The sequence below is a fragment of the Okeania sp. SIO2B3 genome (assembly GCF_010672525.1).
Taxonomy (GTDB): domain Bacteria; phylum Cyanobacteriota; class Cyanobacteriia; order Cyanobacteriales; family Microcoleaceae; genus Okeania.
In genome coordinates this window covers 1-22,439 of sequence record NZ_JAAHGH010000090.1, presented here as the reverse complement: position 1 = coordinate 22,439, position 22,439 = coordinate 1, and the positions used below count along the sequence as shown (strand labels likewise).

The following is a 22,439-nucleotide window of genomic DNA, read 5'->3' as shown; positions in this document are numbered from 1 at the left end:
TAAATAGTTAGAAAATCCTGGAATTTGTGTACAATAAAATTATCTTAATCTATCAACTAAATACATCATGTCAGAACCAAACATTATTACTATCGAACCAGGAAAACGCAGTGGAAAACCTTGTATTCGAGGTATGAGAATAACTGTCTACGATGTACTTTCCTATCTAGCTGCGGGAATGACTTATGAAGAATTATTAGAAGATTTTCCCTATTTAACAAAACAGGATATTTTGGCTTGTCTAAACTATGCTGCTGAACGAGAACAACAAACTTTAATAGTACCCAAATGAAACTTTTATTCGACCATAATTTATCCCCTCGTTTAGTGTCCCGTTTAGCTGATATTTATCCACAGTCTAGTCATCTTTATTTTTTAGGATTAGACCAAGCTAACGATCAAGATATATGGCAGTATGCTCGCGAAAATCAATATATTATTGTCACTAAAGATGCTGATTTTTATGATTTGGTAATTTTGCTTGGTTTTCCTCCTAAATTAATCTGGATCAGGGTAGGAAATTGCACAACATCTGAAATTGAGATACTTTTACGTTCTAGGTATGATGATATTGTAGCTTTGACTCAAGATGCCAGTAATTCAGTTTTAGTTCTATATTAAAAGAGAAATTAAGGAAGTAAAAAGTCATTAAAATCAACAAAAACTACAATCCTTTGTTAACAGATTTAATTATCCCTTATCAGAAAGGATGAACTTGCATTTTATAGTTTCTTAAATGGAGCGATCGCTTTACAGCACTCACCCCAAGAAAAAGAGAAATTAAAAGTTTTTCAAGAGGAAGTAAAATAGTTAGAAAATCCATAGTTTGATAATTAATCATTCAAACTTGCAAAAAAAAATAAATGGAACCTCTATCCAATAATTGGGCAGAAATTCAGCCCGATAAAATATATCAAACAATTAACAATCGGTTAGTATCTTTTAGCAAAGAGCAAATACAACTGGGGATAAAATATGACCAGAATAACAAACATTTAAAAGCTATTGAAAAAGGAATAGTTACCCCTCGCGGTAATATTAGACTTGTTGCTTCCGAAATAGAAGGTTTTGACCTAAAATCAAAAGTATTAGGAAAAGGAAGCGATCGCCGATTTCACGGAATAATTATAGATGAAGTTTTACACTTTCCAGGTTTTGTAACAGAACATTAATCATCAATTAACTATGACTCAAATAGAATTAAAAAATCACCCTGTTTGGCAAGATTTAACAGAAGTAATAGAAAACTTAGATGCCAACTCTTTAGTGAGAGAACATCTAGAATTATGCGATTATAAAATCTGCGGTTATTGGGATGAAGAAGATAAATATTATGAAGAAATTATTTTGCCTCGTTCCCTATCTGCTGAGTTAGTTAGTAACTCAATTGGTGTTACCAATAAAAAACGTTGGATTCAAATAAAATTTGTTCTCAAAGCTAATAATCTACTTGCACAAAAACTTGGTGAACTCACTATAATTTATGATGAAAATTTGCAATTTTTAGATGAAAATTGGCAGATAAATATTGAATTTGTGTAAAATAAAATTATCCTAATTGTGAATTAAAAATGATAGAGGCAAAAATGTCATTAAAATCAACAGACCCCAAAATCCTTGAAACAGCAAAAGAAAAGTTAGTAAGTCTTTCTCCAGAACGACTACAAATAGCCCTAGATTTCTTAACTTACCTGCAAGAAAAAGACGAAACAGATGCCCGTTATTTAATGAAATTACCATTAGAAAAAAGACGAGAAATTTTAGCAAAGCAAGCCGAAAAAATGTTAGAAAATTATCAGCAAGACGGAGAATGGCAAGAATTACAAACCTGGGATGAAAAAGATAAACTTCAGAATTTTAAACATAAGCTTTCAGACGGAGGTACTGATAACTGATAACTGATAACTGAAATAACCCAACCATTGGAGCAGAAATTAAAAAAGTTCGTCCGGCTATTATTATTAGTTCTGATGGAATTGGCAGATTACCAATTAAATTAATTGCACCGATAACTGATTGGAAAGATTATTTTGAAAATGATAGTTGGCATATCAAAATAGAATCGAATTTAGAAAATAATTTAACCAAAATTTCTACTGTCGATCTATTGCAAATAAGAGGAATGGATTTGCAAAGATTAGTCAGAAAAATCGGTGTTTGTTCTCCTGAAATTATGAATAAAATATCCACAGGTATTGCTTTATTGGTAGAATATGATGGTTAAATTTTCCCTAAGATATCTCCCAAAATTAAATAAACCTTCAAATTCAAGCTAACGCTCAAAAATAACAGAATTACTATATCCGGTTCAGGAACAAATTGGTACTAAAATAATACAATTCTATAATCACAATAAACTATGAACCAAACAATTAATGTAAGTGGCTTAAAACCAGAACAAATCGAAGAAATACAGGCAATTATTGAGGCATTTCAAGCCAAAAATAAATTGGAAAATTTACAAAAATCTCAAACAAAAATAGGCAAAGGCGCAATTGACTATCTGACAGAAAAACCAATTAAAGTCGATAGCTTTTTAACCAGGGAACAAATTTATGAAAGTTAATGATTAACTCAAATGGAACTAAACTTTATTGATACGAATGTTTGGCTTTATCGCTTGTTTGATGACCAACGGATAGAAGCCAGAGAAAGAGAAATAAAGCGAAATATTGCCATTTCTATCACATAAAAATCAAATCTCATTATTAGTACCCAAGTAATCAATGAACTTGCGGTAAATTTCATTAAAAAAGCTAAATTTGATGAAAGTCAAATTAAGACAGTTATTCAATCTCTTTATAGCCGCTGTCAAGTCTTACCATTTGAGTTAACTATTCTGGAATCTGCTTCAGACTTACGCAGTCAATATAGTTTATCGTTTTGGGATAGCTTAATAGTTGCTAGTGCTTTAGCCGCAGGTGCAAATGTTCTTTATTCTGAAGATATACAAGATGGTTTAATAGTTTTAAAACGACTCAAGATTATTAATCCGTTTAAATAAAATAAATAATTCTTTATCTATCAACTAAATACAGCAGATTCCAACTTAGTGAGGTACACCCACGCGGGCAAGATGCCCGCACTGGGAATATTTAATTGTTAATATATGTACTTATTCTGCGAGAAATATTCTGTAATATTGACTCTATTTTTATTGCTACTTTAAGTCGAGCGTTCGCGAAGCGTGGCGGATGCCTTATCGCCTTTTTTCCAGAAGATAAAATTAAGTCGCTATTTCCAAATAACCTCGATGTAGAGGATGTATAAAATTCAAACTAATATTCTCCTGAGAAATTCCCATCTCTACCAATTTTTCTACTATTGATTCTTCCGAATCATTACATTGAATAATAATCCTATCCTCAACAATATTAATATGTACAACACATTGATGGATACGCTTATATTTGTACCATCCCACCCACAAAACCATATAACGCATTCTTTCATCATCAAAAATTAGCTCTATTTGTGAATCTTCATCCTTGAGATCTTCATATTCACAGAGAATTTTTTTCACACATTGCCTGTAAAAATCTATTGTATTATCCGAGGAAGAACTGGAGTTGAAGGAGAGATTTTTTTGATCACTAATTATCCGGACATGATATTAAACAAACAGACATGATATAAGTCCTAAATATATCTAAGAGTTTATTAAAAATTTATTGCAATAAATTCTTAGTTATCTTAGCTAATTTTTTGAATAAACTAATTATAATATCACCCATAAAAAAAAGGATTGTGCATCACGAACATTTCTTGTAACTAGGACACTGATTGCTTCTTATATCCACTATCCACTCTGCATTTCACTGCTATTCCCTACTTGCTATCCAAGGCTAATTCAATTGATGTAACAAATACTTCTTCATAAAAATTTATATTTTTTTGTTGATAAAAAATCTTAATTGTGTTGCAATAAAATTATTGATAATAAAGCTCAATATAGTAGTCCTATTTTCGCTATTGTAGAAAAGATCCAACAGAGTAAAGGTAAAAGGGATAATAATTGTCAAAATTTTTATTCTATTTTGGGTTTGGGATTTTTACTAAATTATTTAGGACTGCTATAGAGCCTTCTTTAACTGATCTTCATCAGATTGAGGACCAAATCTCTATGCAAACATTTGGCAATAAAGAAAGCAGCACCATGTCTACAACTAATGACAGTGGAGTTTTCTGGACACCTGTTTGGCGATCGCTAGGCTGGGATTTTGAGGCCACTGAAGAAGAAGGTGCAGCCTTGCTGGGAGGTAATATCAGGTTCAAAGACCTCTCTGGGCAATTACTAGGTGCCCATGTAGCCCACGCTGGTTTGATTATGCTATGGGCAGGTGCTATGACACTGTTCGAGCTATCCCTCTTTGACCCTAGCGTACCAATGTACGAGCAAAAACTAATATTACTACCTCATCTAGCAACATTAGGTATTGGTATAGACGCAGGTGGGCAAGCGATCGACACCTATCCCTACTACGTCATTGGTATGCTGCATCTCATCAGTTCTGCTGTTTTGGGAGCAGGAGGGATCTACCATGCAGTTTTAGGGCCGAAACAGCTTGATGAGAAAGGTTTTGGCTACGACTGGGAAGATGGCAACAAGATGACTACCATTTTGGGTATTCATCTAGTGCTATTGGGGATTGGAGCATCACTATTGGTCATTAAAGCAACGATTTTAGGTGGTATTTACGACCCACTAATAGAACAAGTAAGGTTAGTACAGCCTAATCTCGATCCCGCGAGAATTTTCGGTTATCTGCTTGGCTTTAGTCCTAATGGTTGGACAATTACTGGCATGGCTAGCGTAGATAATCTCGAAGATGTGGTCGGTGGTCATGTTTGGGTCAGCCTACTCTGTATTGGAGGCGGTCTGTTTCACATCGTGTCAAAGCCTACAGGTTGGGCAAAACAAATACTAATTTGGTCCGGAGAAGCCTACTTGTCTTACAGTTTAGGGGCACTTGCGATCGCAGGATTTAGCGTGGCTGTCTTTATCTCCACCAACGAAATTGTTTATCCTAGCGTGTTTTACGGTCCTATTGGCAGCGACTCTGTGCGAGCTGCTCTTGCTACCGTTCATGCTGGGTTAGGTTTCCTAGCTTTGGTTGGACACTTATGGCACGCTTACCGAGCGCGAGCTGCTACTCGTAAAGTATTTTATGGAACGTTCTTTGACTTTATGGCTAAGAATGTTACACCTATTACACCTGCTTGAATAGAAGTCAAAATCTAATACCATTTCACTTTAAGGATGTCACAAATAGACCTCTCCAGAAAAGAGGGAGTAGGGAGTAGGGAGTAGGGAGTAGAGAGAAATAATTGATGATTTATCTACGATAATTGATTTTATTTTTGATTATTGGATATGTCTAATAGTTTCAAAGTTATCGTGTCAAATAATCCGTTGAAACTATTGAAACGTCAAAGTTTTCTGTCTATTAAATCTTACTTTTAACTTTTGACTTTTGACTTTTGACTTCCGTGGAACGGTATAAGTTCAATCATTTATAAGAAGGAAAACAATAGCAATGACTGTAGTAACTGATGAGAATCTGCAAATCCCTTGGCGGGCAGGAAATGCTCGACTTGTTAACCTATCCGGCAAGCTACTGGGCGCTCATGTAGCTCATGCTGGCTTGATAGTACTTTGGGCTGGTGCTATTACTTTGTTTGAAGTAGGAAATTTTGATCCCTCTTTACCCATGTACGAGCAAGGATTAATTGTACTGCCTAATCTAGCCCGCTTAGGATTTGGAGTTGGTGAAGGAGGTGTCATTGATACCTACCCCTACTTTGTGATTGGGGTACTGCATTTGATTAGTTCGGCGTTTTTAGGAGCAGGTGGTATATTCCATGCTCTCAGAGGCCCTGCCAAGCTAGAGAGTAAATTTTCTTTCTTTGGCTATAGCTGGAATAATCCAGGTAAAATGACAACTATTCTAGGTATACATTTAGTATTGTTAGGAATCGGAGCATTTTTACTTGTAGCAAAAGCGATCGCATTCGGAGGGTTATACGATCCAGTAGTTCAAAATGTACGAGTAATATCAAGCCCCACTCTAAATCCTATTACCATTTTCGGCTACCTATTTGGTACAGAAGGGAAGTTCTGGCTTGCTGGTGTCAACTCTTTAGAGGATGTAGTAGGCGGTCACATTTGGATTGGTGCTATCTGCATTTTGGGTGGTATCTGGCATCTTCGCACCGTACCCTTTGACTGGGCTAAAGGCTTATTTGTCTGGTCAGGAGAAGCATATTTGTCTTACAGTATTGGCGCAGTCAGCTTAATGGCATTTGTAGCAACATTGTTTGTGTCCGTTAACTCCCTGGTATTTCCCACAGAATTTTTCGGACCAACTTTGACTCTTGTGTTCGATCGCTTTCCTGTGTTTGTTAGTACTGATGGAGCCTTGACTGCAAGAGTATGGTTAGCTAATGCTCACTTCTGGTTAGGATTTTTCTTCCTGCAAGGACACCTATTCCACGCTCTACGCGCAGCAGGTTATAGTTTCACCGAAGGCAGAGTAGTCACATTTACAAGAGGTCAAGTAAGCTAGTTATGACTGTAACTAAATCAAATCCATTAAGGTTTTTAGGCTTTTCCACAGATAATAATGTTGATGTTGCTAACTATGTTAGTGATTCCCAAGAACCCTATTCCTGGTGGGCTGGTAATTTTCGCTTTGTTAACTTGTCCGGAAAGTTATTAGGAGCGCATATTGCTCATGCAGGGTTGATTGTACTTTGGGCTGGAGCAATGACTCTGTTTGAGCTATCAAAATTCGATCCTAGCCTTCCCATGTACGACCAAGGGCTGATTTTGTTGCCCCACATGGCGACTCTGGGTATAGGAGTTGGAGCAAATGGTGAAATTATTGATACTTATCCCTACTTTGCTATTGGTGTTATCCATCTCGTTAGTTCAGCAATTCTAGGCGCTGGTGGCATTTTCCATGCCGTGCTTGGACCTGACAAACTTGATGAAAAGGGATTTGGCTATCAGTGGAATGATGGCAAGAAAATGACTACTATTCTTGGTATTCATCTACTGCTATTAGGGATGGGAGCATTTTTGCTAGTAGCCAAAGCTATGTATTTTGATGGTTTGTATGACCCGGCGATCGCCAATGTACGACTGATTACTCAACCCACTCTCAACCCCCAGACTATCTTCGGTTACCTCGTCGGTATCACCCCTGATGGCTGGACCTTGAAGGGTATGGCTGCTGTCAAATCTTTAGAAGATGTCATAGGCGGTCACATTTGGATTGGTAGTATCTGTATTCTGGGTGGTCTCTGGCATATCACTACTGCCCCTAAAAAATGGGCTAAGGGTCTGTTTGTCTGGTCAGGAGAGGCATATCTTGCCTATAGTCAGGCAGCTCTAGCTTACATGGGCTTTTTTGCAGCCTACTTTGTCTGGGTGAATGATACAGTCTATCCTTCAGTATTTTATGGTCCTGTAGGTGTGACTAATGTTGATGGAACAATCACTCCTCGCACCTGGTTGATGTTGTTCCAACTCATCTTTGCCTGTCTGCTGCTAGCAGGTCACTTTTGGCATGGTCTCAGAGCCAGAGCGATCGCCAGTGGATTTGTCTTTAGTAATCTGAAGTTCAATCCCGGTGCCCTCTATGGAGACACTCAGTTTAATAACGAATCTCTAGTTACGGGTATTGTACAGCCTTTCCAGAACAATCCTCAATTGGGTAATTTAGCAACCCCAATTAATTCCAGTCAGCTTACCATCACTTGGGTAAAAAACTTGCCAATTTATCGGAATGGTTTATCCCCTATTGCACGGGGTCTGGAAATTGGCATGGCTCATGGATATCTGTTATTAGGGCCTTTTCTCAAACTCGGACCATTGCGCAACACAGACCAAGCTCTCCTGGCTGGAGGTGGTAGTGCATCTGGCTTAGTAGTGATTTTAAGTATCTGTCTGTTTGTTTATGGGGCGGTAGTGTTTCAAGGTTCTGGTAAACCAAGAGGCGTTTTGCCGGAGAACCTGCAAACTTATCAGGAATGGAGTCTGTTTACCTCTGGTTTCCTCATTGGAGGAATAGGCGGTGTGATTTTTGCCTGCTTTATCCTTATAGAAATCGGGCGATCGGGAATTTTGTAACTTTGTTTGCTTGAGCAGGGGAAGAGGGACAGAAGTTAATATTCCTAATTTTTATCAGGAAAGGCAGAAGGCAGGAGGCAGAAGGCAGAAGGGAATTCTTACTCGTCTGTTACCTTTAGGGGAACAAGGGTATAAAAACCCCATCCAATTGTTCCTTCTGCCCTCTGCTCTCAGCATAGCTGCCTTAGTTCATCGGATATTTACTATTTGACATCTCCTGCTTCAGTTAATAGCTCAAAGATGTTTTGACAACTCTATTACCTAGAAGTTGTTTTTGACATCCTCCCCGGCTGTTAGGCGCGGGGGTTCCTACTGAGCCGTAGCTCTTCGGCGGGTTGACGTTTTGCTTCGCATAGCTGCCGCTAACACAGGGTGCTGCTTCCTTGGCGGTAGTCTGATGCTTCCCTCCACGTCCGCGCACGAGTTTCCGCAATTCGTAGCTCCTCCGGAGGAGGCGTGCCCCCCGGCAACTAATAACAGTTTAGCATATATCCAATTCACTTGCATGCTCAAATAAAAAGTCGCCCTACAAGGGCGAGGCTTTAAACCCAATTTTTCGGTAAATAATTATTTTGTAAATAATTATAAAGTTTTTTTACTCCTCACCAATTTATAACTCTCTGATAATTAATCTTAAACCCTTGTACTACCTGGGTAAAAACTTCGCTTCTGGAGATGTATATTGAGTATTTCAGAGTACAAAGTTTGGAATAAATAACTAAATGAAAGGTGTTTCTTTCTCTTACAAAACTTTACAGACAGTCTCTTAGGTAATTCACTCTATGATATAGTCGAGTTCTATAATTTTTAGTTTTTACAGGATTTTATCAATGACAATTCCTTTAATGTATTACCCACTCTCTAGTCAAAACCATCGGGTTCAAAAATTTGATGTTCCAGGAGATGAATATCCTATACAATACACTTTAGAGAACCTGCCTACTGCTACAGAGATGGATGAGATTATCTGGGCAGCCTATCGGCAAATTTTCAATGAGCAGCAAATTATCGCAGTCCATCGACAGGTTGCTCTGGAGTCTCAACTGCGCAATGGTCAGATTACGATGAAAGATTTCATTCAAGGTTTGTTGCTTTCTGAGTCATTCCGGCGACTGATCTATGATAGCAACAGTAACTATCGTTGTGTTGAGCTTTGTATTCAAAGGGTTTTAGGACGCCCTGTCTATAACAATAAAGAGAAACTTGCCTGGTCTATTGTATTAGCAACAAAAGGACTTCAGGGTTTTGTCAATGACCTGTTAAACAGCGAAGAATATGACAAGTATTTTGGCTATAACTTTGTTCCCTACCAACGTTGCCGAGTTTTACCTCAACGCACTCAGGGAGAGCTGCCTTTTGCTCGGATGGCTCGTTACGACAGCTATTACCTAAAGCAGTTATATCAAACAGGGCAACTAAGGAAATTTGATCCAAGTATGTTAGATAGTAGCGCTTATGTTTATCGCAAAGCTCTATTATTTGTGGGAATACTCTCTGTAGCAGTATTATTAGTTACTCTGACTCTAGTGCTTTCGCCCACATAATATCAATAATCAGGACTTACACAAAATACGATATTATACACCATCTGTAGGGGCAAATGTCCTTTTGCTCCTACTATATGTGGTAGTTATGCATAATTCCTGTAAGAAATGTAACATTGTGACAAACATCACAAAAACTTACATATCTACTTCACTCAATTTACAGCAAAAAATCACAGTTAGTTGTACTATTAATCACTACCAAATCAAGAAAAAGAGTGGATGATTGAAATATGGAATTCAAGGTTGATCTTATGCTTCAAATTAACTTACTTCCCGGTGCAATCAACGAAATTATGGTTTCTGCTGCCAAAAGTGGCTTTCTCACAAAATTAGACTGTTATGGCCTCATGGCTGCTGTATTAGACGATTCTCTAAGCACAGAAGATCGTTCTACTGTTAAGCGACTTTCATATTTTGTGTTCAGAGGATGGGTACAAGTAGAATAGAGTTGGCGATCAATACTTTGTCTAAATTTTATGCCTCAAAAAGTTCATAGTTCATAATTCTAATCAGAAAATTCTGATAGCTGATCGTCAATAAAGTTAACTTTGAAGAGGATCAGTTACACTAAACCCGGCGATCTATCTATAGAGTATCTTTAATTACGAGGGTAAACCAGAGGGCAGAAAGGTTAGATGAGGATTGAAAAGTACCTTTTGCTCGGCGGATTTAGTATCAAGAGTATGGTATGGGAGTTGTATTAGGATAACCGTAGAATTGGCAACATACAGAATTCCGCCCAGGTTTGGGAAAATTGACAAGATCCGTATATTTTTCTAACCTAATTAATGAGGGTTAAGAGCATTTATTTAAGTCTATTTAATATAAAACATCTCAATTTAGTTTAGGTTTTTAACTCATTTTTAGCCACTTATTTTACCCTTTTTACCCTACATATCTAATTTACCCTATATGTCTAAGTTTTAATTCTTTTTGAAAGTAATTGTTCTTCTAATGCAGCAATTCTATTATAAGCCGCCGTCAATTGAGCTGTTAGCCGTTGAATTTGAATCTCTGATGTTAATTCTCCATCCATATTTTGACTGCCTTGATTCATATAGTCATCATCTAATAGCACATCTTTGTGTTCTAATTCTAGATCAAAACCGTTATATTTTTGTTTTAGCTCATTGACCTGTATCATATTAGAAGTAATTTCTGTAGATTGATATTTATTTACCTCCTGTTTAATTATAAAGGTTGATACCTGGTCGTTCAGTTTTTCAATAATTGTGTGTATTGCTTCAATTTTTTTACTCAAAACAATAATTTGTTCTTGCAATAGTTCCATATATTTCTTCACTACCCGAAAATTAAGTTTACATTCTTCAATCTTAATAAATATTGAGTATAATTGGCTATTATTTCCAATTTCTTAACTTTATAATAAGAATTAATTTATTAAAAAAAGATTAAATTCTGAGATGTTTAAAGAGATGTTAAAGTCAAAAGTCAAAAATAACTCTCTACAGGTGCAATATGAATTAGTTGTGTAAAGTTTGTTGTAAATAACTTTACTTTATTTAACAGTGATTTTTCAAGAAGTTTAGGAGGCAGAAGGGAAACTATACTCTATAAATAAATTTAGGCGCTTTTAAGCATTTTTTTTTATTTGTAAAAAATTCAAAATCTAGATAGAAAATATAGCAAATATTGAGTTGCTTAGGACATAGAGTAATGATAAATTGAATACGAGGAAATTTTTTCCGCTGTTGTCTCTTTTGGTGCGCTACCAAGTGTGTCTGTCGCCGATGCGGGGTCGCACCGCTGTTCCCTGCTATATGAAACTATTAACCCTATTGCTTTTGTCAGAGAAAAATATACAAATCCCATCACTCTGAGAAATAATTGACTAAAAACTAAATTAATACTATAGAGATGGCAATACTGTGAGGGAAAAACGATTTTGATTTACTTATTGCACAAGGAAGAAGGCTTTAGTTATCTAGGAGAGAAGCAAGCACTGAAAAATCTGGCTTTGTCTGAGTTTTAAGCTTTTGATATCTCCTCGCCCTTTGCTTCAACTGCTATAAGTATATACTGTGCGATCGCTATATTTATCAAAATTTCTAACTTTTGACTTTTAGCTATTAAGGTATTCTTATAAGTAATTTTTCTATGTAAATCTATGACAGTAGAGATTCCCTTATTGCTTTTAGGCTTTCAATTTACTTCTCCAGGTCCAATTCTTTTTGAATTGGGGCCTTTGGCAGTTCGTTGGTATGGACTTTTAATTGCCACAGCAGTATTAATTGGAGTTACTCTATCCCAATATTTGGCTAAACGCCGTCATGTTAACCCAGATTTATTAGGCGATCTAGTGGTTTGGTTGGTATTAGCTGCAATTCCTGGAGCAAGGTTGTATTATGTTCTGTTTGAGTGGGAACAGTACCAAAAAAATCCCATAGATATGATTGCAATTTGGAAAGGAGGCATTGCAATTCATGGAGCAATTATTGGTGGAGCGATCGCTGCTTTAATTTTTGCCAGAATTAATAAAATCTCTTTTTGGCAGTTGGCAGATTTAGTGGCTCCTTCTTTGATTTTGGGACAAGCTATCGGTCGGTGGGGTAATTTTTTCAATTCTGAGGCTTTTGGTAGTCCCACTGATTTACCTTGGAAGTTATATATTCCTCCAGAACGTCGTCCATCGGAATTAGTAAATTTTGATTATTTTCATCCCACTTTCTTATATGAGTCTCTATGGAATTTGATGGTATTTGGACTATTACTATTCCTATTTTTTAGAGATTTGCGTGGTAGATATCGACTTAAGGTAGGGACTTTATTTCTTGTTTATATGGCAGCTTATAGTAGTGGGCGAATTTGGATTGAGGGATTACGGACTGATAGTTTGATGTTAGGGCCACTACGAATTGCCCAATTTGTGAGTTTAGCTGGAATTTTGTTGGGGTTGGCAGGTTTAGCTTGGCTATATTTGTTGAAGCTACCTTTACCTGATGTATGGCCTTCAGAAAATAGGTATAGGGAGGAAGAAACGCAGAGAGAGTGAAATGCTGGTAATGATTAAGGCAGAAAGAAGGCAGAAGGAAGAAGTCAGAAGGAAGAAGAAAAAATTGCATGGCGATAGTCTTTGACACGCTACTTCGTGTCTTATTGCCCCAAACAATTTTCAGCACCCCTGTTGACGGTGCAGAGCTAATTCTTTGTCATCAGAAAATATTTACAACTCTATATTTTTGGTTAACTAATTCTAGCAAGATATACGAGATTTCAAAGGATACAATTTTTCTAAGCGTGACAATAAATTGACCCTGCGTTGACGCTGAGATATTATACCAGTTTGATAAATGTTTGCGACGAATCTCTGTTACCTATTCCCTGTTCCCTATAACTAGAGTTTGTAGCATTCTTTTTTCACCCTTGGTATTAAACTCGCAAAAGATAAAGATAAAAAAAAGCTCTAGACAAAAAGTCCAGAGCTATACCAGGGTGCATCTACCATTCCTTTTCTCTGAATATAGGTACTAACATCAGGAAAAATCACGAATACTGAAGAAAATTTTTTGGCTAATACTAATAAATGAATAATACAGAAAGTCTTGAAGCAGCAGTCTACATTGTAGGGGCAGGTCCAGGAGACCCGGATCTATTAACAGTGAAAGCTTATAATCTCTTGGCGAAAGCAGATGTGATTCTATATGCAGATTCTTTAGTACCCAAGCAAATGTTACGAGATGTACGTCCTGATGCTGAGGTGATTGGAACGGCAAATAAAACCCTAGAAGATATTTTGCCTTTAATGATAGACCGAGTGAGAAAAGGTTGTTCTGTAATACGTCTCCATTCTGGAGATCCAAGTTTGTATGGGGCGGTTTATGAGCAAATGCAGCTTTTGGCAGAGGCAGAAATTGATTTTGAAATTGTGCCAGGAATTAGTGCATTTCAGGATGCAGCAGCTAAGTTAAAAGTGGAGTTGACTGTACCTGGGTTGGTGCAGACAATCATATTAACTAGGATTAGTGGAAAAGCTACAGGAGTTCCTCCTAGTGAAGAGTTGGGTAGTTTGGCTGCTCACGGGGCGAGTTTATGTTTGTATTTGAGCGCTCGTCATGTTTGGGAAGCACAACAAAAGTTGATAGAACATTACTCGCCTCAAATACCTATTGCAATATGCTATCGTTTGGGATGGCCTGATGAACAGATTTGGGTTGTACCTTTGGAGAAAATGGCAATTGTTACTGAAGAGAAACAGTTAGTCAGAACAACCCTCTATGTGATTAGTCCAGCGTTGGAGAAAGTGGAAAAAGTAGGGCGTTCTGGTCTTTATAATCCTCAACATACTCATCTATTTCGAGGGGATAGGCAACAGGTTACTTGACATATTCTAAACCTCAAGGTGCGGAGATTCTCCTGAAACCAGAATTCTTGGTTTGTGCTCCGCAGGACTACCCCAATAATTATTAATTAGACAACAAATAAATCATCTCAACTAAATCCGGTTTATAGATTATCCTTAGAATGTAAGACGCACTCAAGACATGCGGTCGGCTCGGTCGTGAATGCGTGTGCATTAATGCCTGTGGATGAGTAACCGCCCCCCGGCCTCACAAGAAGCAGGAAGTAAACAGCCTCCTATCGGAGGAGCTACGCTATCAAGTTGTCACGTTATGTAACGCTTTGTATCAGTTTTATAGAGCAGGATTTAATCTTACATCCTATAGCGGGAACAGGGAACAGGGATAAGTATTTATACTGTGCAAATCACCCCAATTACTTTTTTTGTTCATCAAATTCCGAGTAAACAATTAAGCATAAATACTTGCTTGATTATTTATATCATGTCCGGATAATAGCACGGGTTAAAAAACCTTTTCTCTTCTAACCTTTTCTTTCCTCACAAGAGTGCGCATTTCCTCTCTTGGTCAGCATTCCGCAAGCAAGCTGGCGTCGTCGCGGGGTCTGACCGCTTGCGTCTGACACCGACGTGGGGTCGCACTGCTTCTATAGCAATGAGCGCTGGTATATTTACAAATTGCAGGAGAGACCAAATAGCTAAAAGTCTTATATTATCGGCAATTTATTCCCCCTTCCGGAGCTGTTGCTTTCCGGAGCTGTTGCAAGGCAGCACAGCGCTATACCTCCAGCTCCCGCTGCCTTCTGCCTTACCTCCTCCAAAGTGTAACTATTCAACCGGACATGATATTACTCAATCACGACAGCTATGATTTTCTCCTAAATTCTGACTCCTGAGTTTTCAGTTCTGACTCCTGGTTCTATACTACATTTTGTGGTGCAGAATGTGGGTTAAATTTTCTTGCTTATTTGTTCTTTGTTATTATTTCTCAGGACTTACGCATAACCACCACATATAGCAATTCCCATATTGGTGAGGTACAAAATTCTCAGCTTTAGGCAATAGGCAATAGGCAACAGACAATAGGCAACAGGCAACAGCGAAGTAAAGACAAGAGTATACCTCACTAGCCTGAGAAACTCTATATAGTAGGGGTTAACGGCCGCCCGCCACTACAAATGGTGTATAATTTCGTATGCATGTGTAAGTCCTGTTTCTTCAACAATACTTGGAAATATCCTCCTGACATTCATCTGCCAAATAAGATAAAGCACGGAAACGTATACCAACTAACTGTTCGTACAGTGGGTTAAGTTTGCACATAGCTGGAATATGGGCTACTTTCTTACCAAAAATCAAAATATCTCGCTCAAAGGGACATTGAGGGGGAATCATTTTACATACCATGTGAGCGACTTTTGGGTCATGGATATCCCATCCATCCAACCAGTCTTTAATCGGAGTAAGTACAGTTTGATGATGTTCGGGGTCGTGGGGAATAATGAAAGTGCCAGTATGTTCGGTTTCTTCAATCCAACTTTCTAAATCATCTTCTCCTACTTGTTCCTTGGCTTTTTCCAGATTTTTTCTAAGTGCATCTAAAGCTTTAACTTTTAGTCCTAAAGCGTTACAATATTTATGAAGGATATCATCCTCAGTAATAGAATAAATTCCATCGGCTAAGGCTACCATCACAGCAGTTCTCATAAAATTTTCTGCTATGTTAGGATTTTCTCCCAGTACCTTAGCTAAATCATCTGGATTAATAGGTTGTAATTCTGAGATTTCAATTTTAGAAGCAAACTCTTCGTGACTAAAATGGTCAAATAAATCTTTCTCTGTCGCATCTAATTCCCCATCAGCATAAGCAACGGTCATTAGTCCTCTTAACCAGGTAGTAGTTTGTTCTTTGTTTAGGGGAGATTTTACGATGCTAGTCATGGCTTAACCTCTGATTAATAACTAAAATAAATACTGTTTTTTGACTGACTCCTAAAACCAATTACAAATTAAGTTGGTATGGGAGCTATTACTTATATTTTACCTCACTATCTCAAGCTTAAAATCCTCATATTTCCGATTTATGTGAACTTTATTTATTAGGGTTTTAGTAGTTATGGCTACATCATTTTTAATTAAATTATGATCATAATCTTTAGCTATTACCCAAAAGTAAAAATTAAATCTTCTTCCTTGTTCTCTACCAAAGCTTAAGTCGAAGGTGAGAGACAGGCGGTTTTAATCCCTCGATGAAAGACGTAAATTTCAATTGTTACGCCAGGAACTTCAGGAAGCTAAGAAGCTGAGAAAAATTAAAGATCCGGAACAAACACTATTATATTTTTTATATTTTTTGCCATAATGCAGCAATTTTTAGAAATAAGTCCGATTAATTTCCGACCTCCCCAATAGCGATCGTAAGCAGTATTAGTTCTAAAAACTAGGAATAAACCAAGGACTATTCCTGGAATAATACTACCTAAAATTGGCTGATTCATTGGCAAATTATTACCATGAGCTATAGTAACTAAAAGGGCGAATATCATAATTACCAATACTCTGAGCCAAATATTGGGAATGACTGAACTTTTAAAGTCAAAAATTATATGGAACCAGCTTTTTCTGCGGTAGTCCATTGGCTTAACCTTCAAATAAATTGTGATTGGTGAAAGGGAATAGGAAATAGGAAAAATATATTACAAGTCGGTATTAAAATTAGTTATTAATTCTTATTCATTCAGAAGTTATTGGTATTTTTTTAGTTGAGGAAAATTCTTAATAGGAATTACACAAAATTAATTGCATATTTTCCGTAATTAAAACCTTTTTACTGCAAAATTTACAGAAAATTAGAGTAGTTAACTAATCTATGCAGATGCTGATGTTTAATTTATCTGTAGACTGCTATATTCAAATAATTAAACAAGTTATATAGATAAGTATAAGCAAGAATATTTTGTTTTATGTCTGTTTACTGATTCATAAATTACCGTATGTTGTTTATACTGCTATGGACTAAGAGTAGGTTAGGAGAGCCATCGGATTGGTGTGAGGTATACTAGAGAAAAAGCTGACTAAATAAAGCTTTTAGCAATTTGTAAATACCAAGACGGTAAAATGTAATTTTTATTCTTTGTGAAGCTGTTTAATGAAAAACCTATAATTCGATCGCCCACCTACTTTGAAAATTCTCTATAAATATAGTATTTATCGATGAGTTTATCAAAATTTATTGTCATTTTTAATCACAAAAATTATTTTCAACCATCCACCATTTTCTATTCCTTTTTTGACAATCTAATGATTCTCAAAAATCTATATCAACCTTATTTTAATTGTGAAATATTCTAGACTTTTAAGGAATAGTGGTGCTACCCCGTGGGGTGCGACAAACTCACCTGGTAGCGCACTCCTGTAAGGGAATAGGGAATACCGAAGTAATAAAATTCTCATAAATCATTCCGGGTGGCTAATTGATTCTAAATAATCAGTTGTGATCTGGATTGAGTACTCAGATTTTATTGAGAAGTTTTACATTCTCTGCCATTAAATAAAGAGCGAAGTTGTTTTAGCGCCTTCCCAATTACCCATTACCAATTACAATTATTGTATTCTGCATTACTTCATCACAAAAGTATCCTTGTTTACCAATAAACAATCAAACCAATATAGTCACCTTACTGCTAAAGAGCGTAAATTTATTTCATTTCCAGCTCAATTATTGCTAGATAAAAATCTGCTAGTTGGTAAAATTCTCGACTTTGGCTGTGGTTTTGGTAATGATGTTAAACTACTACAACAAAAAAACTTTCCAGTCACTGGTTATGACCCTTATTATTTTCCACAATATCCCCAGACAAAATTTGATACTATTCTCTGTTTTTATGTATTAAATGTTTTATTTGACCAAGCACAAACTCAAGTTTTGATGGAAGTTTCACAATTATTAAAACCTGGAGGTAAAGCTTATTACTCTGTTAGAAGAGGTTTGAAGCGTGAGGGTTTTCGAGAACATTATATACACAAAAAACCAACTTATCAGTGTTTAGTTAATTTACCTTTTAAATCTATCCACACAGATGAGTTGTGTGAAATTTATGAATATATTCATTATAATCAGCAAAAAAATTCCACAAACAATTGCTTATTTTGTAACCCGCGTAAAAATTTACAGTTAATTACAGAGTCAGCAAAAACTTATGCAATACTTGATGGTTATCCAGTTACAAAAGGGCATACTTTAGTTATACCGAAGCGTCATTTAGCAAATTATTTTGAGTTACCTGTAGATGAACAATTAGAATGTTGGTTAATGGTAAATCAAGTGCAGAAAATTTTACAGGAAAAGTATAATCCGGAGGGGTTTAATGTAGGGATAAATGTTAATCGTGCCGGAGGACAAAAAATGATGCACACAAATATTCATGTCATTCCTCGGTATCAGGAAGATACTTCAGGAGTGAAGGGAGGAATGAGATTTGTTGTACCAAAGTGGTAAAGATAGGTATAGTGAACTTACACAAAATAGAGGTAGAAAATAGGATCATATCATATCCGGTTGAATACTTATATATATAGTTGGAGGGGATGGGGGGATTGAAGGCTTGAAGTAATTTAAGAAATTACAAACACATATCATAATAATCGGATTCTATGTATAATTAACCCGATTTAATATCAAATATAGACAAGTATTACAGTCAATGGGGATATCCCTATCCCTCACCTCATCTCTGCTTCAAAACCGTGCATGAGAGGTTCCAGCTCACTAGGCAGCCCAATATTATATCATGTCCGGATAATTAGTGATCAAAAAACTTTCTCCTTCAACTCCAATTCTTCTTCTTCCTTCTTCTTTCTTCCCTCCTGACTCCTGAGGACTGACTCCTGACTCCTCCGTCATTATTTATTTATAACTGTTCAACCGGACATGATATAATATAATGTTCGGTAGCATCGGTATTGTATAGCAAAGAGAAGGAAGAAGGAAGAGGGAAGAGGGAAGAGGGAAGAGTAAAGAAAAGGGAAGAAGGCTACCCTCGCAAGAAAAAAATCTAAATTTCCTGTAGATATTTACCCTTGGGTTTACACAAACGCGCCCCAACGGAAATGATATTACCCCTTGAAAGAGAGGGCGGAGAACTTTGGCCATATCCCTCAACAATCAAATGGCAAACAGCGTCTACACAAATCACCTAAAGCGGTTTCAAGGAAAATTCATCGGCAGAGAAAAGGTGATTAGGATCGAATTTCCCCTTGATTTTTCTCAATCGTTTGTACTTTTCCTCGCTGTCATAGTAGTAAGGCCACACTTCATCTAGCACCCGATTACCAAAGGTGTACGCAACCATTCGCATATCTTTGTCAGCAAACCCCTTTTGCTCAACGAATGCCTCATCATTCTCGCATTGCCACAGCTCCGCCGTCTCGCGAGCTTCAGGGTGAAACCAGCTCTCCAAGTAGAACGAGTCATGGCTCATCGCCAGAGCTTGTTCGCGCCACGAATAGGACGTTATCCCTGCTTTCCCATTCTCCGCTACGGCACCACCCGCGTATATCTGCTGTTGCGAGACGAGGTGCTGTCCATTGCGAGTGCCTATAAGGCCCATGATCTCGTACATACGCTTCGTGTATGTCTGGGGGAACTCCTCTGGTAGGTCCATAGTGGCTCGGAAGCGCTTTACGAAGGGATACTCCATCTCACGGTCTTGTTTCATAATGAAATGTTCCGCAAGTCCTTTAGAAACAGGGGTTTTCTTTAGTCGATGCGCCACAAGCGGCTTCCCGCAGACATCTTCCTCAGTAAACGATTCAAACCATTGGTCGTCAAATTGCTGACCCTTACCTTCTTTGTTCGTGAAACACATCCACATCTGGATCAGAGGCGGAACCCAAATGCCGTCATTGAGGATTCCCAGCTCTCTCAAATCATCTTTAACTATTTCGGGCAGCCAGTCCATCTTCTCGATAGTCGTGATTCCCAGCTCTCTTAACTCATCTTTCACTGCGTTAGACAGCAAATCCACATGCCTGGTACCTGTGATTCCTAACTCTCTCAATTCATCTTTCACTGTGTCAGACAACAAATCCATATTGCCAGCCCCAATGATTCCTAGACTTCTCAATCCATCCTTCACAAACTCGGGTAGCAAATCCATCTTCCCAAAACCTGTGATATTCAGCATAAACTCGTAGTCGGATGGAATCTTCCCCTCTGCGCAAAGTTTGGACAGTTCTGCCATCTTGCGCACTGCTCCCTCCATCTTATTTTTCGACCACAGCCACGTGAACGTGTAGCAGGCAGAGTTAGGGTAATCCTGGTCACGTAGAGGACTAAATTCCCAGTGGGTCACGATCCCGAAATCTCCCCCTTTGCTTCCACCCAACACCGCATAGTACAGGTCGTCATTGTCCTGATTTGTCTCACCCTCTTTTGGTCGCACAATGTGCTTCTTTTCACCGTTGGCCAGTATGATGTCGAACCCTAGAACGTGATCTGCCAAAAGTCCATGGCTTCGTGCCACTATCCCCCAACCGCCGGTGTGAACATGTCCTCCCAAATGCACATTCGCGCACACTCCCATGGGTAGATAGATTCCGTGCTTGTGGTTCAGCTCGGCCCAGTCCCCCAAGGCGTGGCTAACACCGCATCGCAGCACATTTGCTTCCGCATCATAATCGTATTGGGGAAACGTCTCGCTCAGGTCTATTTGCATGTTTTCCGGCAAGGTTGAGGAGTATCCGCAGTATTGGTGGCCTCCGGTGCGTACCGCGATCGCCATCTTAAGTTCGCGACACAAGTCTATCGCCTTTTGGATGTCCTGATCTCCAGTCGGATACAAAATAATGCGTGGAGAAACATATTCTTCTGGAAATGACGTTGTTGCGTACTGTATTCTCTTCTGCGGGTACTCATCATCGCCAATGATGACCCACTCCCCATCGAACGCCAATGAATTTGCCTTTGCTCTCAGTTCTTCCAACTCCTCCTTGTGCTCTTCGACGTATTTGTAGATGAAATCTGAGTGGTTCACCTGCAATTGTGTCAATGTTTCTTGATTCATTTAATATCTCCTTTTGGGTATCTTGCCTGTTCGTTATTTTTTTGGCCAGTAAAATGCCAAGCCCAATTATATTTATTCCTTAATTCAGCAACGCCAATCTAACCCTAGTTTTATAGCTACTTACATATCAGTCAAGTGGGATAACAAACTACTCTTAGTATTAGTACGAGTAAAAGAATTCCAGGTTCCCAAATCTTTGCCAGAATATTCACATAGCATAGCTCTTGTAGAGTCACTCAATCCCTGCACCAAAGTAAAATCAACTCCAGCAATACTAGGAATATTATCTAAACTCGCCCCTGTTAAATCCGCAGCTCGTAAGTCAGCTCCTTCTAACTCTACCCCGTTGAGTCGAGTATCACGCAAATTAGCACCTACTAAAAAAACTCCCTTCATATTAGAACCACTAAGAGCTGCACCTTGCAAGTTAGCACCTGTCAAGTCAGTACCACTAAGATAAGCACCCCGCAGATTTGCCCCTTGAAGGTCAGCTCCTCGGAGGTAAGCTGTATTTAAGAAAGCTCCACTTAAATCAGCTCCTGGTCCAACTGCTCCTGATTTTTTATAAGCAAATCCTTCGGGCCAAATTGTTTTACTATTATAGTAAGCTACTTGTAGTTTAGCTCCTGCCAAATTAGCATCAGTCAAATTAGCCTTTTGTAATTCAGCTCTATTGAGATAGGCATCAGTTAAATCTGCTCCACTCAAATTTGCTCCCTGAAGATTTGTTCCTCGTAAATCAGCGCCTTTGAGATTTGCTCCACTTAAGTTTGCTTCACTCAAGTTAGCTCCAATGAGGATTGTATTATTGAGATTGGCCTGTTGTAAATTGCTTTGACTCAGATTGACTTGATATAGTTCAATTTGACTGATATCTATACCTTGTAGGTTACTACCTGTAAGATTTTTGTTTTGCTGATAAGCTTGAATAATTTCTGTAGCTGATTGAAACTGCATTTTGTTTGAAGAGGGTTCGCTATTTATAGTCAATTTGTAAAGTATACATTTAATTAATCCTATACTTTTATAACTCTCAATAGAATTTTTATTGATTTTTCTTAAGTGACATACTCCCACACGCTCGCTGGCGCTATACTGTAAGCTCTCTCGTTTCCCTGCCCTGCCATTGCATCGGGCAAGGGCGTGCTTTAGGGACGGAATACCCTACCGCCCTATTTTTTATATTTATCGCCGCATTTAAGTCGCGGTTTATTACTATGTCGCAATGTGGACAAGAATGAGTTCGTATGCTCACGGGGTGACAAGCGCCTCAAAAGTATTGTGGGGTAAGGGTTTAAAATATATAATCCCTTTCAACAACTCTAATGTTTTTCTCATAATAATAATTATTCTGATAAAGAGTGAGCGATCGCGAA

At 37.9% G+C, this 22,439-nt stretch carries 23 protein-coding genes and 1 pseudogene; 16 read left to right on the top strand and 8 right to left on the bottom strand.

Going from position 1 to position 22,439, the window contains the following annotated elements; all coding sequences use genetic code 11:
- Positions 1–67 precede the first annotated feature (67 nt).
- Positions 68–292, top strand: a complete 225-nt coding sequence (locus F6K15_RS30410; RefSeq protein WP_293068526.1) for a DUF433 domain-containing protein — start codon at positions 68–70, stop codon at positions 290–292.
- Complete coding sequence (locus F6K15_RS30405; protein ID WP_293068523.1) at positions 289–621, top strand: DUF5615 family PIN-like protein; 333 nt, start codon at positions 289–291, stop codon at positions 619–621. The genes F6K15_RS30410 and F6K15_RS30405 overlap by 4 nt, the downstream gene beginning before the upstream one ends.
- Positions 622–700: 79 nt before the next feature.
- On the opposite strand, the gene F6K15_RS30400 is transcribed toward F6K15_RS30405, so the two are convergent.
- Entirely contained in the window at positions 701–841 is a 141-nt protein-coding gene (locus F6K15_RS30400) for a hypothetical protein (RefSeq protein WP_293068520.1), read from the bottom strand.
- Between the two features lie 22 nt (positions 842–863).
- Between F6K15_RS30400 and F6K15_RS30395 the strand changes: the two genes are divergently transcribed.
- From F6K15_RS30395 to F6K15_RS38735, 6 genes are all read left to right on the top strand, one after another.
- Positions 864–1,172: a hypothetical protein gene (locus F6K15_RS30395; RefSeq protein ID WP_293068517.1), complete on the top strand. Its 309-nt coding sequence runs from the start codon at positions 864–866 to the stop codon at positions 1,170–1,172.
- Between the two features lie 13 nt (positions 1,173–1,185).
- On the top strand, positions 1,186–1,542 hold the full coding sequence (locus tag F6K15_RS30390; RefSeq protein ID WP_293068514.1) for a hypothetical protein: 357 nt from the start codon (positions 1,186–1,188) through the stop codon (positions 1,540–1,542).
- 44 nt (positions 1,543–1,586) lie between these two features.
- Positions 1,587–1,895 (top strand): hypothetical protein, encoded by a 309-nt coding sequence (locus F6K15_RS30385; protein WP_293068511.1) that lies wholly within the window; start codon positions 1,587–1,589, stop codon positions 1,893–1,895.
- 26 nt (positions 1,896–1,921) lie between these two features.
- The gene (locus tag F6K15_RS30380) at positions 1,922–2,224 is read left to right on the top strand and encodes a type II toxin-antitoxin system PemK/MazF family toxin (protein ID WP_293068543.1); all 303 of its coding nucleotides are present in this window, start codon (positions 1,922–1,924) and stop codon (positions 2,222–2,224) included.
- Positions 2,225–2,359: 135 nt separating this feature from the next.
- Positions 2,360–2,566, top strand: a complete 207-nt coding sequence (locus tag F6K15_RS30375) for a hypothetical protein (protein ID WP_293068508.1) — start codon at positions 2,360–2,362, stop codon at positions 2,564–2,566.
- A gap of 138 nt (positions 2,567–2,704) precedes the next feature.
- Positions 2,705–3,004 (top strand): PIN domain-containing protein, encoded by a 300-nt coding sequence (locus tag F6K15_RS38735; RefSeq protein ID WP_363269037.1) that lies wholly within the window; start codon positions 2,705–2,707, stop codon positions 3,002–3,004.
- Between the two features lie 222 nt (positions 3,005–3,226).
- Here F6K15_RS38735 and F6K15_RS30370 read toward each other — a convergent pair whose 3' ends face one another.
- Positions 3,227–3,544: a XisI protein gene (locus F6K15_RS30370; protein ID WP_293068540.1), complete on the bottom strand. Its 318-nt coding sequence runs from the start codon at positions 3,542–3,544 to the stop codon at positions 3,227–3,229.
- Positions 3,545–4,156: 612 nt separating this feature from the next.
- Between F6K15_RS30370 and F6K15_RS30365 the strand changes: the two are divergent.
- The 5 genes and pseudogenes from F6K15_RS30365 to F6K15_RS30345 all read left to right on the top strand — a co-directional run.
- A pseudogene (locus F6K15_RS30365) lies at positions 4,157–5,146 on the top strand (chlorophyll a/b binding light-harvesting protein); the annotation flags it as partial.
- Between the two features lie 391 nt (positions 5,147–5,537).
- Positions 5,538–6,566 carry a chlorophyll a/b binding light-harvesting protein gene (locus F6K15_RS30360; protein ID WP_293068502.1) on the top strand — a complete coding sequence of 343 codons (1,029 nt, stop codon included), beginning with the start codon at positions 5,538–5,540 and terminating at the stop codon, positions 6,564–6,566.
- 2 nt (positions 6,567–6,568) lie between these two features.
- A complete protein-coding gene (locus F6K15_RS30355) occupies positions 6,569–8,134 on the top strand; it encodes a chlorophyll a/b binding light-harvesting protein (protein ID WP_293068499.1) in 1,566 nt (521 codons plus the stop codon).
- An 830-nt stretch (positions 8,135–8,964) separates the two neighbouring features.
- Positions 8,965–9,678, top strand: coding sequence for a phycobilisome rod-core linker polypeptide (locus F6K15_RS30350; protein WP_293068497.1), 714 nt, complete (start codon positions 8,965–8,967; stop codon positions 9,676–9,678).
- 254 nt (positions 9,679–9,932) lie between these two features.
- Positions 9,933–10,127 carry a hypothetical protein gene (locus tag F6K15_RS30345; protein WP_293068494.1) on the top strand — a complete coding sequence of 65 codons (195 nt, stop codon included), beginning with the start codon at positions 9,933–9,935 and terminating at the stop codon, positions 10,125–10,127.
- A 470-nt stretch (positions 10,128–10,597) separates the two neighbouring features.
- Here F6K15_RS30345 and F6K15_RS30340 read toward each other — a convergent pair whose 3' ends face one another.
- Complete coding sequence (locus F6K15_RS30340) at positions 10,598–10,972, bottom strand: hypothetical protein (RefSeq protein WP_293068491.1); 375 nt, start codon at positions 10,970–10,972, stop codon at positions 10,598–10,600.
- 837 nt (positions 10,973–11,809) lie between these two features.
- Between F6K15_RS30340 and lgt the strand changes: the two genes are divergently transcribed.
- On the top strand, positions 11,810–12,694 hold the full coding sequence (lgt, locus tag F6K15_RS30335) for a prolipoprotein diacylglyceryl transferase (RefSeq protein ID WP_293068488.1): 885 nt from the start codon (positions 11,810–11,812) through the stop codon (positions 12,692–12,694).
- A 531-nt stretch (positions 12,695–13,225) separates the two neighbouring features.
- Entirely contained in the window at positions 13,226–14,023 is a 798-nt protein-coding gene (gene cobM / locus F6K15_RS30330) for a precorrin-4 C(11)-methyltransferase (protein WP_293068485.1), read from the top strand.
- Between the two features lie 1,194 nt (positions 14,024–15,217).
- Here cobM and F6K15_RS30325 read toward each other — a convergent pair.
- Together F6K15_RS30325 and F6K15_RS30320 are read right to left on the bottom strand one after the other, a co-directional pair.
- Positions 15,218–15,940, bottom strand: a complete 723-nt coding sequence (locus F6K15_RS30325) for a Mo-dependent nitrogenase C-terminal domain-containing protein (RefSeq protein WP_293068482.1) — start codon at positions 15,938–15,940, stop codon at positions 15,218–15,220.
- 371 nt (positions 15,941–16,311) lie between these two features.
- On the bottom strand, positions 16,312–16,635 hold the full coding sequence (locus F6K15_RS30320) for a bestrophin family ion channel (RefSeq protein WP_293068479.1): 324 nt from the start codon (positions 16,633–16,635) through the stop codon (positions 16,312–16,314).
- Between the two features lie 1,004 nt (positions 16,636–17,639).
- On the opposite strand from F6K15_RS30320, the gene F6K15_RS30315 reads away from it, so the two are divergent.
- A complete protein-coding gene (locus F6K15_RS30315) occupies positions 17,640–18,497 on the top strand; it encodes an HIT family protein (RefSeq protein WP_293068476.1) in 858 nt (285 codons plus the stop codon).
- Positions 18,498–19,194: 697 nt separating this feature from the next.
- Here F6K15_RS30315 and F6K15_RS30310 read toward each other — a convergent pair.
- The 3 genes from F6K15_RS30310 to F6K15_RS30300 all read right to left on the bottom strand — a co-directional run bounded on the left by F6K15_RS30310 (position 19,195) and on the right by F6K15_RS30300 (position 22,318).
- Entirely contained in the window at positions 19,195–21,063 is a 1,869-nt protein-coding gene (locus tag F6K15_RS30310; protein ID WP_293068474.1) for an FAD-binding protein, read from the bottom strand.
- A gap of 120 nt (positions 21,064–21,183) precedes the next feature.
- Entirely contained in the window at positions 21,184–22,020 is an 837-nt protein-coding gene (locus F6K15_RS30305) for a pentapeptide repeat-containing protein (protein WP_293068471.1), read from the bottom strand.
- A 133-nt stretch (positions 22,021–22,153) separates the two neighbouring features.
- Positions 22,154–22,318 carry a zinc ribbon domain-containing protein gene (locus F6K15_RS30300; RefSeq protein WP_363269028.1) on the bottom strand — a complete coding sequence of 55 codons (165 nt, stop codon included), beginning with the start codon at positions 22,316–22,318 and terminating at the stop codon, positions 22,154–22,156.
- Positions 22,319–22,439: the final 121 nt, after the last annotated feature.